Consider the following 11,134-nt stretch of genomic DNA (forward strand, 5'->3'; position numbering starts at 1 on the left):
AGTTTTGCAAATAAGATATCAAATTACGTCATGCTTAAAAATAAATGGAGTCTTTTAGCGTTAATTAATTCTGTATTAATAATTTTATTAACAGGTTTTATCCTATACAAGTTTTCAAATTCATCTGAAAAAATAGTTTATGTAGATAATAATAAGCTATTTGAAGAATTTAGAATGACAAAAGAAATGAAAAAGATAGGAGAAAAAGAATTTAATAAAAAGAAAGCCAATTTAGATAGTCTTTATCTCGAAATTCAAAGAGAAGATTTGTCAAAAGAAATAAAAGAGATAATGATGAAAGAATTCGTTTCTAAAAGAGATGATTTTGATCAATTTAACCAATCTTTTGCAATTGAAGAATCTGAAAAAATATGGTTAAGAATTGCTAGTTATTCTAAAGAATTTTCCAAAGAGAATAATTACAAAATAATAGTAGGATCAAACGATAAAAGAAATGTTTTATTTGCTGATGAATCATTAGATGTTACAAGAAAATTATTGGAGTACGTTAATAAAAAATATGCTGGCCTATAGTTAGTTAATATGTAATTTCATCTGGAAATAAAACAGGCAAATAAACAATTGAACAAATTTACAATCTTATTTTTAGTTTTACTTTGTTTTTTTTCGTGTAAAAAAGAAGTAGAAAAAAAGCCTTTAGTTGATGATGGATCTATTCGTTATCAACTTTTTCAATTGGAAAAATTTGGCTGGAAATCTAAAGTACATTCTCAAAAAGTTGATGATATCAACTTTACTGCAACTGAAGTACCCATTCAATATTATTTACTAAAAGACCAAGGCAATGAAGATCTCTTTAATATTGATTCTTTATATCAAGAAAATAAAACAGAAAGAGTCCTTGAATTTACTTTCGAACAAGAAGATGAAGATGATTTATTAAAAGATAAATTTACTTCTTTATCTTATGAAGAAGGTGTAAAATACATGTCATTTTCACTAGATAAAGACTTTTACGTAGTGACTTCAAAAAACGACACTATACAATGTTCTGGAGTAAGTTATGAAAGAAATTTCAAGGTAGCTCCTTTTCAAAAAGTATTACTTTTTTTCTCAGGAATTGATCCAAAAGAAAAAATACAACTCATATACAACGACAAATTATTCAAAAAAGGAACGTTAAAATTCCAATTCAAAGACACTTATACAGAAATACTATTATGAAGCAGATTAGATCTAGTAAGTTTTCTAAATTTTTGGCATATTATTTAGCCATAATGATGTTTTTACAGGTTACACAACCTTTACAAATGTATGCTTTAACAGAAGGACCATCTCAACCAGAATTCAATTCCTTTACTCCTATTGGAACTTCAGACATGGTAGATTTAGCAAGTGGTGATTTCAACTACAATATTCCTATTATGGATGTGGGTGGTTACCCAATAAATCTAGCCTATAACTCTGGTGTAACAATGGATCAAGAAGCATCATGGGTAGGTCTTGGTTGGAATTTAAATGTGGGACAAATTAACAGACAAATGCGTGGTTTGCCAGATGATTTTAATGGAGATTCTATGATCTATGAAAATAACATGAAAGACAATATCACAGTTGGTTCTGGAGTTGGAATAAATCTTGCTTTATTTGGATTAAATGAAGACAAAGAAAAAATAATTAAAGGTGGTTTAAATGCTGGTTTAAGTGTAAAGTATAATAATTATGATGGTATAGGGTTTTCTGTAAATGGAGGATTTAGTTTAGATGTAGGGAAATCTATGGCTGTTGGAATGCAAATGGAATCTTCAGTTACAGAAGGAGTTTCTGCATCGCCTAGTTTGTCTTTTCACAATAAGAATCAAGGTAAAACTCAAAGAGAAAATGAATTAACAGGAAGCTTAGGAGTAAGCTATAATAGTAGAAAAGGTATTGAAGGAATGAATTTTTCTGCTAAAAGAAGAAATATCCAATGTTTTGATGTAAGTGAAAATTTAAACTTTTCTGCTGGGCATTCTAAAACTTATTCAAATGGAGGTTCATTATCTTTCATTGATGCCTCATTTACACCAACAAAAAGAGTGGGTATGAAATCATCAAATTTCATGTTCAATATGGATTTGGATGCTGATATTTATGGACCTGAATTAGGATTAAAATTTTCTGGATTTATGACAAAACAAGGAATTGATGATTCCGAAAAATATAAAATAGAAAAAGGTTTTGGATATGAAAATAGTTATAATGCTTCACAAAGTGATGTTTTAGATTTTAATAGAGAAAAAGACAGAACTGTAAACAAACACACATCTGTTTTACCAATAACTAATTATACTTTTGATATTTACACAGTTCAAGGACAAGGAGTATCAGGGATGTTTAGACCTTATAGTGGTCAAATTGGTTATGTCTATGATAATAAAATTGTAGATAAGAGTGTAGGAGGAAATGCTGGTGGTGAGATTGGACCAGCACCAGCGCAAGAATGGGGTTTTGATGCCACTGTAACAATAGGAAATAGTTATACAAAATTATGGTCTAGTGGCAATCAAGCTTTAACACGTTTTAAAGAGAAAAAAGACAATAAGCCTGATTATGAAAGAATATATTTCAAAAATATTGGAGGAAATCATGTTGATAAAGAAAAAGATATCTTAAATAATGAACTTGGAAAATATGCTCCAATAAAGTTTGATTTATCTGGAAGTAGTTATGCTAGAACTACCACACAAGATTACTATAAGTTTGATAATAATGTAACAGAAAAAATTGGTAGTACTAATAAAATTGTAAGAACTCAAAGAGTCAATAGAAATCAAGCTATTCAGAAATTAACAAGAAAAGAAGCTGCAAAATTTGGTTTTAGCAAATCATTTAGTGATTATGCTAAAGACCATCATACAGCCGAAATTAGAATTATTAAAGATGGTGGCGATCAATATGTTTTTGGTAAAGCATTATATAATCATGTTAAAAGAGAAGTTACTTTTGATGTAAGTAATAAAGATGGGCATGATGGCAATTGTTCAACAGGTTTGATTTCTTATTTAAATGGAGATAATTCAGCTAATAATAAAAAAGACGGGGATCAATATTTTAACAGGGTTACTACACCTGACTATGCGCATACCTATTTGTTGACTTATGTTTTATCTTCTGATTTCCAAGACATTGACAGTATATCAGGTCCGTCTGATGGTGATTTAGGTTCTTACACAAAATTTGTATATGATAATAAAACAAAAAAAGATGGATTATACAAATGGAGAGTTCCTTTTGGGAAATATAAAGCCAACTATGATGAGGGATTGAAATCTAGTAAAAAAGACGACAAAGGAAATTATCAATATGGGGAGAAAGAAATGTCTTATATCCAAAAAATAGAAACAAAAACGCATATTGCTATTTTTGAAATTTCAGAACGGGAAGATGGATATGGTGTAGAAGGAGAAAATGGAGGATTGAATATTGATTCAAAGTCTTATAAACTAGATAAAATATCATTATATTCTAAGCCTGAATATGACGCTTATCAAGATGAAGCCAAGCCAATAAAAGTAGCTCATTTTGAATATGAATATTCATTATGCCGAGGGATTGAAAATAATAAAAATTACTCTTCTTACAAAGCAGATTCAAATACAAGTGATCCTGTTGGTAAATTAACCCTTAAAAAAGTATACTTTACGTATAGGGATTCAAATATGGGAAAATACACTCCTTATGAATTTGGGTACATAAATAATTTTGATTACGACATGAAAGCCTATGATGTTTGGGGGAATTATAAACCATCACCTGTAGATGTCAGTTGCAATCCTACTTCTGGTTCCATGTCAAATGCTGAATATCCTTTCGTTGATCAATCAAATAGAGAATTGGCAGATAAATATGCAACAGCTTGGCATCTAAATAGCGTTAAATTACCTTCTGGTGGGACAATTTCATTAGATTATGAAGCGGATGATTATGCATTTGTTCAAAATAAAGAGGCAATGCAAATGTTTAAAGTTATAGGTGCTGGCAATGGGACGCAACAGAATATGACTAATAATTTATTTGGTTCTCAATATTTATTTATTAAAATCAATGAAAATATTGAAAATTCAGAACAAGGAAAAGATAAATTCAGAAAAAAATATATTAGTGATCTAATAAATCAGCCAATTTATTTTAGATTTTTGGTTAATATGTTTGATCCAAACCCTATGCCCGGAGCTAGTACACCTGATAAATATGATTATGTAACGGGTTATTTAAAGCTCGATAATGATTTTAAAGTTGACGGAAGTGATGTAGTAGGTATAAAAATTAAGTGGGCAAAAAAAGGAGATGGAGTTAATGCAAATAAGGATGTAAATCCAATTTCAAAAGCAGGTTGGCAATTTGGTCGTACCTATTTGAACAGACTTGTTTATGGAATTACAAATAATGAGGAATCTAAAGATTTGAAAAGTATTGTAATGGAGTTAATTGGAACAATTCCATCAGTATTTCAAATATTACAAAGCCCAAATGGAAGATTAGAGGACAAGGGAATAGCAAGTCAATTTATTACTAATAAATCTTGGATTCGTTTGAAACACCCTGAAAATAAAAAAATTGGAGGTGGTAGTAGAGTAAAACGAGTGAAATTATCTGACGAATGGGATATAATGACAAATCATACTGGAAATGCAGCTTATTCACAATCTTATGGTCAAGAATACAGTTATACAAAAGGAGATGGTGGTGAAAACGACAAAACTACTTCAGGAGTAGCAACGTACGAACCTCTTGGGTGTAAAGAAAACCCATTAGTCCAACCATTTTATGATAAAACAAACCCAGGTCTTTTATTAGGGCCTGATGAACAAAATTATGTAGAAGAACCACTTGGAGAGTCATTTTTTCCTTCTCCAAAGGTTACTTATTCAAAAGTTTCAGTTAGAAATTTACCTAGAGAAAAAGATGTAGATGGAGTCATATTTAAAGTAAAAAAACATGCTACAGGTCATGTTGTAACTGAATTTTTCACATCCTTTGATTATCCAACTTTAGTAAATTATACAACTTTATCTTCTCATTATGACAAATCGCCTTTAGCTAGTATTGTTAATATTAACACAAAGCAACACTTGACTTTATCTCAAGGTTTTTCAATTCATACCAATGATATGGACGGTAAAATGAAAAGCCAAAGAGTATATGCCGAAGGACAAACAGCTCATATATCAGGCGTAGATTATAAATACAAAGACAATATAGAAATACAAAAAATAAAAAGTGATGGACTTCTTGATAATGAAATAACTACCATAAATTCAAACGGACAAGTTCAACAGAATATTGTTGGTGTAGATTATGATGTAATTAATGATTTTAGGGAAAATAAATCAGTAACTACAACAGGTGGTATTCGTTTCAACTCTGCTGGTTTACCATTAGCAATAATATACTTAGTCGTACCAACACCTTTACCAAAATTCTCTAGACTTGAGGATAAATTAAAAACAGCAGTAACAACTAAGGTGATACATTCATCAGGAATTTTAAGAGAAACAGTAGCTTATGATGTGGGAGCAGTTGTTTCTACTAAAAATTTAGCTTGGGATGCAGAAACGGGTCAAGTATTAATTACAGAAACAGTTAATGAGTATAATGATAAATATTATAGCTTTAATTATCCAGCATATTGGAATGGTGATTACAAAGCTATGGGACAAGCGATAACCAATCTAGATTTAGAATGGAATATTGAATTAACAGATACTAATAATAATGATGGTCAGTATCGTTTTAAAGGGAACTATAATGCTAAAGATTATCTTTTAGCTGGAGATGAATTGTGGATAACACAAGGTAGAACTAATGGATATACAGAACCTCTATATGGAGATAGACCAAGACCATTCAAAGCTTGGGTTGTAGATGTTGAGGATAATGGAGTAATCACATTAATTAACAAAGAAGGATTACGTGTTGATCAATATAGTGTTAATAATGGCTCTATTAAAGTAATACGTTCAGGATATAGAAATCTTCAAATGGGCAGTATGGCTTCAATTACTTCAATGACAAATCCATTGACAAAAAGAAATCCTAATAATTCAGACCTTATTGATCCTAATTTGTTTCAATCTACAAACTGGAATGAATATAGAATTATTAATGCTTCAGCAGTAGAATATTCAAATATATGGGCAGGACAATGTGAATGTAAATTACCACAAATGAAATTTGACAATGAAGGTAAATTAGTTTTCAATTTTGAATTATTAGATTATGAAAGTGATGAATACGATAAAGTAATTGATGAATCTTATAATCCTTACCTATATAATATATTAGGGAATTGGAGAGCCAAAAAATCGTATGCGTACTTAACAGGAAGACACCATTCAAATAATGCAACCCCAAGAGTTTCTGGTTTTTATAATGATTTTTACCCATTTTATGTTTATGATGTTGCTAATAAGTGGAAAATTAACGAAAGCTATATTGACAAATGGACGTTTGCATCAGAAGTTACAAACTATAATCCTTATGGGCAAGAAATTGAGAATAAAGATGCTTTAAATAGATATTCCTCTGCTCTATATGGATATAATTATAGATTCCCATTAGCTGTTGCTTCTAATACAAAATACAATGAACTTGCTTATGATGGTTTTGAGGATTATAACTTTTCAGAGTGTGATTCTTTATCTCACTTCAGTTTTGAAGGTAGTTTAGATGAAAACAATATCACAATTTCAAATACGCAATCACATACTGGAAGAAGAAGTATAAGAGTAGCACCAAGTGAAGGAACTAAAAAAAGAAAAGCAATTATTACAAAAAAGATAGTTACTTGTGATGAACCTGTCTTAACTACTAAAACAATACAAACTAAAAAATAATAGTAAAATAATGAATACTTTAAAATTTAAAATACTTTTAAGTGCTGTTTGTTTTATTCTAACAAGTAGTTTGTTTGCGCAATTATATGAAGATTTTGAAGGATCTAGCTTTCCACCAGCTGGTTGGGCTGTTTTTGATAATGGCATTGGCTTAACACAATCTTGGAAATCAATATCTAATCAAGGTTATTTAGGAAGTAAAGCAGCGTACATACAAAAAGAAGGTGGAGGAATAGCTGAAGATTGGTTGGTAACTCCTTTAATTAATATTAATGTAGATAAGGCTATAGCTTTTTACACAAAATTAACTCAACATGGGATATATGGGAGTGAATTTAGTATCCGAATTTCTACAGGATCTCAAACTTCTGTCTCTGATTTTTCTACACTACAAACGTGGAATGAACCTCAATTAATGAATGGAGGAAGTCAAACTAGTTATATTCAAAAAGCTATAGATTTAACAAATTATACTGGTCAAAGTGTTTACATTGCTTTTGTTATGAAAAACAACAATGGTAATAGTTGGTTAATTGATAATATCAGTTTTGTTGATAGTTGTAGTGCTCCATCTCAGTTAAATTATTTAAATGTGAGTTCTACTTCAGCTTTTTTGAATTGGAATAATAATGGGATCGCTACTCAGTGGGAGGTAGAATTATTACCAGTTAATGCAACTACTAATGGTGTAGGAAATAATACAAATAGTAATCCATATTATGTTTCAGGCTTAATACCTTATGAAGAATATAAATTTTATGTTAGGTCTATTTGTCCAGATGGAATAGTGAAGAGTGCATGGATTGGTCCCAAAACGTTTAAGGCTTTACCTCCTTGTCCAAAGCCAAACCTTAGCAGTTTTCAGATTAGTAATTATAATGGAAATTCTGCCAGTTTAAGTTGGAATGCAAACGATCCTTCTAGCCAAGTATCCTCATGGGAAGTTGTTGTTCAGCCTAATAATCTTGGTGTTCCAAATAACAATACAGGGACAATAGTAACGCAAACTAATTTTCAAATTACAAATTTAAGTCCTAATATTATTTATGAGGTTTACATTAGACCTATTTGTAATGATCAAACTTCATCTTGGGTAGGTACAACAATAGTAAACAATAATACAGGAGGATGTACAGGTGAATTTAACTCGGCGGTGTACGTATCAAACTTATTTAAAAACTTATTAAATCATTTAAGGCAAAAGGTTAATAATAATGAGCCAATTGTAGATTACACATGTCCTGAGCTAACATTATTATCCCAATACATTATAGATCCTAATCCAAAAATATACAACTTTAATGCTACAGATTTTTCTTTCTCATTTCATCCAACAATTCCAGGAAATACACCAGATGTAACTATAAATAATTGGCAAACTTCTGATGATCCAATAATAAATAGTATAACCATTGACAAGAATTTTGTTAATGCCACAAGTTATACTTATCTTTTAAATCAAATCAAATTATCAAATAATAACCTAATTTCAAATGCAAGGGTAAAACATATTAATTTTTGTACAAGATGTGTTGTAGGTGAAATAGAACCTAATTCTGATCTATGCATAAACGAGTCTATTAATTTCTCATTTAATACTATTGAAACGGGTTTAGATTATAACTGGACTTTTTATGACTTAGACGGAACCACTGTTTTGTTCACTTCCAATGTAGCCAATCCTACAATCAATTATATTGTAGAAGGTTCTTATAAAGTTAAACTAACAGTAGAGAAAAGTGATAACAAGAAATGTACTGGCGAGTATTTAAGTACATATTACATAAATGATTGTGAAAACATCCAATCATGTACAGTAACAAATCCTAATTCAAAAGTAGTTAAAAACTTAGTAATAGCCTTAGTTAATAAACTAGCATCTCTTCCGTCTGGTACAGTAACATCAGGTTTTACTTGTCAAGAATTAACGGATTTAGCTCCTTACATTACTGACACTAATCCAGCCATCTATAATTTTTCATACATCAATGACATCATTAGATTTTCTTTTGCTAATCATGGGATTAGCTTAGATGTTTCATTAATAATACCTCAATCTGAATTACCAATTCAGGACATAGTATTAAGTAATTACTATTCTTTTGAAAACGAATTTTATCCTGATGTGAAAGGGATTTCAGGACAGTTTTACAATGGAGATGAAACTTTTATTAGACATATAGATTTTTGTCCATCAGATACAATTAATTGTGAAAGACACATCGCAATCGTAGTAGACGAATCTGGTTCTATAGATGAAAAAGAAGCAAGAAAAATTAGAACACAATTAAAATCTTTTGTTACCAAACAACTTGAAGATAATACACATGGAACTAACGTACGTATTTCGTTAATTGGTTTATCAGATTCTGATACGGATACTAGAACTAATACAACTATTCCAAATAACGGAAATAATGTTATTTTAAATGAAATTATAACAGCTAATAACTTAGGTCTATACTTAAACTGGATTAACGGTTACAGAACAAACAGAGTAAGCCCAAATTCTGATTATTGGAATAGTGGTTTAAATAAAGCTTTAGAAATAAATCCAGACTTCGTTATTTTAATTACTGATGGTTGCCAAACAGCTATTCCTAAAGCAAATCAAGCTAGCTTATTTAATACCATGAAAAAATTCAACAATAACTATGGTGCTGGAACAACACCAGATGGAAAACCTCATTTATTTGTTGTAGGTATTGAAGATGGTTTTTATGTAGATAATGATGCTTCTTCTTCAGCTAGAAAATCGATTTTAACCAAAGAAGAAGATCCTAATTTAAACCCTGAGCTTAGTAGAACTTCTAGTACAACAGCTAGAGTATCTTCATTCTTAAGAACATCGTTAAAATATTTAATGGCATATGGGAATACAGATTTTCCTTCAAATGACAAATACAGCTTCTTAGCAGATTATTATGGAGCAAATGATTTTAATTTCTTTTATGATGAACCTAATTATCTTTCAAATGGTTTAATTGCTAAAAGTGTATCTATTGTAAATGGTGAAACAGATTTATACATTCCTGTTGGAATGAGCTGTGGTCCTTATAAACCACTTGAAGGATGTAATGATTGTTTGAATTTTAAACCAGAAAGTGGAAAAAAATACATTATCAGTGCTTGGGTAAAAGAAGAAATTAACAAACAAGTTGTTAGCTATACAAACCCTACTATTCAAATTAAATATTTAGACAATTCAGATCCAAAAATAGAAATTGGAACTGAAGATTGTATTCCTAGTGGCGATATAATAGATGGATGGCAAAGAATATTTAAACAAATTACTATTCCAGAAAATACAGCTTATATTCAAATTGCTTTAACGAATAACAGCACTAGTATTCCTGTTTATTTTGATGATGTTCGTATTCATCCAATGGACGGAAGCATGAAGTCATTTGTATATGATCCAGAAACATTTCGACTAATGGCCGAATTAGATGAAAACAATTATTCAACTTTTTATGAATATGATAAAGAAGGTGGTTTAGTTCGTGTTAAAAAAGAAACTTCTAGAGGGGTTAAAACCATTCAAGAAACAAGATCTGGAAACGTTATAAAACAATAATAATGAAGAAAATCTTAACTCTATTTTTAATAACGTTTACTTCCGTTTTTATAAACGCTCAAAATGCTGAAGAGGTATTAAATAAATTGAATGTTGTTTATTCTGAGAATAGTCCATTACAATTTGAAACGAAATATAACCTTTATAAGAATAAGTCTTCTAAACAGATTTATGAAACTTATAATGGTGTTTTTAAAAAGAATGAAAAAAACGAAATCTATCAAAAAATAGATAAAACCGAATTTATTTGGAATAAAAAAATGTGTTTAAGCATTTTTCACCCTGATGAATTAATGATGCTTTCTTTTTCGCAACCTATTTCAACGGAACAATTTGATTTGAAAAAATTACTAGAAATATGTTCAATAAAAAGCTTTATCAATAAAGGAAAGTTTTGGGAATTAATAATTGAAAACAAACCCTTTTCTGGATTAGAATATTCCAAAATTGTAATTCAGATTAATAAAAATTATTTTATCCAAAAGCAATTGTTTTATTATAATACATCAATTAATTTCTCAAAAGATTTTAATAAGCAAGATTTAGATTTACCTGTTTTAGAGATTGTTTATTCAAATTTTAATCGAAATAAAATAGAGAATAGTTTTTTTGATTTTTCAAAATACATTGTTGAATCTAAAAACGGAATACAACCTTCTAAAGCATATTCAAATTATGTTTTAGAAGATCAAAGAGAAATTACATTAAAATAAAAATA

General features: G+C 29.6%; 5 protein-coding genes. All 5 read left to right on the plus strand.

Annotation, left to right across the window (positions count from 1 at the left end; genetic code table 11):
• The first annotated feature begins 30 nt into the window (after positions 1–30).
• From FIA58_RS20060 to FIA58_RS20080, 5 genes are read left to right on the plus strand one after another with little or no spacing between them, the layout of a single operon-like run.
• Positions 31–534, plus strand: coding sequence for an OmpH family outer membrane protein (locus tag FIA58_RS20060; RefSeq protein WP_140964485.1), 504 nt, complete (start codon positions 31–33; stop codon positions 532–534).
• 48 nt (positions 535–582) lie between these two features.
• A complete protein-coding gene (locus FIA58_RS20065; protein WP_243754714.1) occupies positions 583–1,185 on the plus strand; it encodes a hypothetical protein in 603 nt (200 codons plus the stop codon).
• Positions 1,182–6,839, plus strand: a complete 5,658-nt coding sequence (locus FIA58_RS20070; RefSeq protein WP_140964487.1) for a hypothetical protein — start codon at positions 1,182–1,184, stop codon at positions 6,837–6,839. The genes FIA58_RS20065 and FIA58_RS20070 overlap by 4 nt, the downstream gene beginning before the upstream one ends.
• A 10-nt stretch (positions 6,840–6,849) precedes the next feature.
• Positions 6,850–10,416 (plus strand): choice-of-anchor J domain-containing protein, encoded by a 3,567-nt coding sequence (locus tag FIA58_RS20075; protein WP_140964488.1) that lies wholly within the window; start codon positions 6,850–6,852, stop codon positions 10,414–10,416.
• Positions 10,417–10,418: 2 nt separating this feature from the next.
• Entirely contained in the window at positions 10,419–11,129 is a 711-nt protein-coding gene (locus FIA58_RS20080) for a hypothetical protein (RefSeq protein WP_140964489.1), read from the plus strand.
• Positions 11,130–11,134 lie beyond the last annotated feature (5 nt).

It is taken from the genome of Flavobacterium jejuense (assembly GCF_006491595.2).
Taxonomy (GTDB): Bacteria; Bacteroidota; Bacteroidia; order Flavobacteriales; family Flavobacteriaceae; genus Flavobacterium; species Flavobacterium jejuense.

What these genes read in the sequence shown, in the direction of transcription:
- FIA58_RS20060 (WP_140964485.1), top strand. Translation starts at nt 31, where the DNA reads ATGCTTAAAAATAAATGGAGTCTTTTAGCGTTAATTAATTCTGTATTA.
- FIA58_RS20070 (WP_140964487.1), top strand. Translation starts at nt 1,182, where the DNA reads ATGAAGCAGATTAGATCTAGTAAGTTTTCTAAATTTTTGGCATATTAT.
- FIA58_RS20075 (WP_140964488.1), top strand. Translation starts at nt 6,850, where the DNA reads ATGAATACTTTAAAATTTAAAATACTTTTAAGTGCTGTTTGTTTTATT.
- FIA58_RS20080 (WP_140964489.1), top strand. Translation starts at nt 10,419, where the DNA reads ATGAAGAAAATCTTAACTCTATTTTTAATAACGTTTACTTCCGTTTTT.